Source organism: Facklamia languida CCUG 37842 (assembly GCF_000245795.1).
Taxonomy (GTDB): Bacteria; Bacillota; Bacilli; order Lactobacillales; family Aerococcaceae; genus Facklamia; species Facklamia languida.
Map to the genome: position 1 here is coordinate 796,856 of NZ_JH601133.1, position 2,270 is coordinate 799,125.

Here is a 2,270-nt window from a genome sequence, read left to right on the forward strand (position 1 = left end):
TTACCATCCAATGGAGTAAACCCAGAAGCACCATTTGCGCCAGTTGAAGAAGTGACTGAACCATTACCATCCAATGGAGTAAACCCAGAAGCACCTTTCGCTCCTGTAGAGGAAGAGGAAGAGGAAGTCACAGAACCTCGTAAACCAAATTATAAGGATCCAGAAGCACCTTTTGCTCCTGTAGAAGATGAAGATGATGAAGAAGACCTAGAATTCGAAATCTTACCAGGTTACAAAGTTGAAGAAGCAATTGGAGCGGACGGCAAAATCTACAAACGTTTAGTACCAATTGAAGAAGAAGTAGAAGAAGAAACACCTGAAAAAGATGACAATTTTAAAGTCATCGAACCAGGCTATAAGAAAACTTTAGTTGACGTAAAATACCCTGCTCCAACTGAAGAAGCTTCTGAGAATGTTGCCACAACACGTAGCGAGATTGAAAAAGATTTAAAAGAAGTTTCAGCCTTTTACGCTGCAGGATTAGATATGATCATTAAGAATGAAAAAAATTCACAAAGTACGAAGGATTTCTATCAACCTTATTATGATGCTGCACTAAATGACCAAGGTCAAACGATTTTAGCGGACTACTTAGACCATTATCGTAAAGCTAAAGACGATGACACAATTACTCTCGAGCAATTAGTGTTGGATAGTGTTGGTAAAAAAGGTGGCATTTATGAAACAATAACCGTTACAGCAGCTAAGAAATTGAATATTAGCGGGGTTGAAGAAGGTCAAGATGCATCTTATTACAGACGCCAAATGATTAATAACCCATTACTTTATAAAAACATCAAGAAGAAATGGAATACTGCTAAAGAAAACTACGGTGCTTATGCTCCTCGTAAAGAAGCCCAAGAAACTGTAAATAAAGTTTACGCTGATATGACAGATTTATTGGAAAAAGGAACTGCTGCTTATCGTGCAGTTACTGGTAACAAAGAAGCAACTCAAAATGATGCGTTAGCAGCCGGATTAGACTACTACCGTAAGGTAGCGAACAAGCCTGAAGCAACTCTTCAAGATGTTGTGGAAGAACTTGCTAATTTTGGCTTCAATACTAATGGCGCATTAGAATTAGCTAAGCAATATGCTAAAGAAGCAACTTCATTATCTGATGTGACTGAACACTACAAAGAAACTATGGGAGAAAAGGTTTACAAATACATTCAAGAAGGAACAGGTAAAATTCTTGAAGGTATTGGTGAAGGAAACTAATTAGTTGTTTGTCTCCTATCTCATAATAATTAAAGAGGCCCGAAAGGGCCTCTTTTTTCTGTGGTTTGAAATATTAGGTTTTCGACAAGGAAAATAGTTAAAACCATTGAGATTATTTGGTTTTTAATATAAACTAGACCTAGTAGTTGTCTGTTTAAGAACTCTGTTGTATTCCGATTGATATAATGATTAACCTAGGAGGATATCCATGAATAAAGATACCCGTTTCTCAATCCGTAAATTAACTGTTGGGGTTGCATCAATCGCAGTCGCTAGTTTCTTGACTAGTGGAAGTGTTGATGCAGCTGATTTGTCAATCCTTCATTCAAAGGATGAGAAGGCTGCTGGATATAATCCAGAATTACCCTTTGAACCCTTCCCACCCTCTATCTCATACACTCAACCAGAAGCACCTTGGATGCAAGGAAGCTTAGACACTGAAGTGCCTGGTGATGATGTTGAAGAAGTGACTGAGCCAAATGACGCAAACTATGTAAACCCAGAAGCACCCTTCGCACCAGCACCAGTCTTCACAGAAGCAGAAGCACCATTTGCAGGTCGCGAAGTAGAAGATGATGTTGATGACGTGACTGAACCATTACCATCCAATGGAGTAAATCCCGAAGCACCTTTCGTACCAGTAGAGGAAGAAGAGGAAGTTACAGAACCTCGTGACCCAAATTACGAGAATCCAGAAGCACCTTTCGCTCCTGTAGAGGAAGAAGAGGAAGTCACAGAACCCCGTAAACCAAATTACGAGGATCCCGAAGCACCTTTTGCTCCTGTAGAAGATGATGAAGAAGACCTAGAATTCGAAATCTTACCAGGTTACAAAGTTGAAGAATCAATTGGATCAGACGGAAAACCATACAAACGTTTAGTACCAATTGAAGAAGAAGTAGAAGAAATACCTGATGTAGAAGAAGAAACACCTGATGAAGAAGAACTCGAAGTTTTACCAGGTTATAAAGTTGAAGAAGCAATTGGAGCAGACGGCAAACCATACAAACGTTTAGTACCAATTGAAGACGAGGAAGAAGATTCACCAA

The 2,270-nt window shown here is 39.2% G+C and carries 1 protein-coding gene and 1 pseudogene; both read left to right on the top strand.

The genetic code is table 11. The features are described 5' to 3' along the window. Positions 1 to 1,221, top strand: a pseudogene (locus HMPREF9708_RS08395) (hypothetical protein); the annotation flags it as partial. Positions 1,222 to 1,429: 208 nt separating this feature from the next. Beyond that, the coding region (locus tag HMPREF9708_RS03670; RefSeq protein ID WP_006308751.1) for a YSIRK-type signal peptide-containing protein at positions 1,430 to 2,270 on the top strand (841 nt) is incomplete at its 3' end.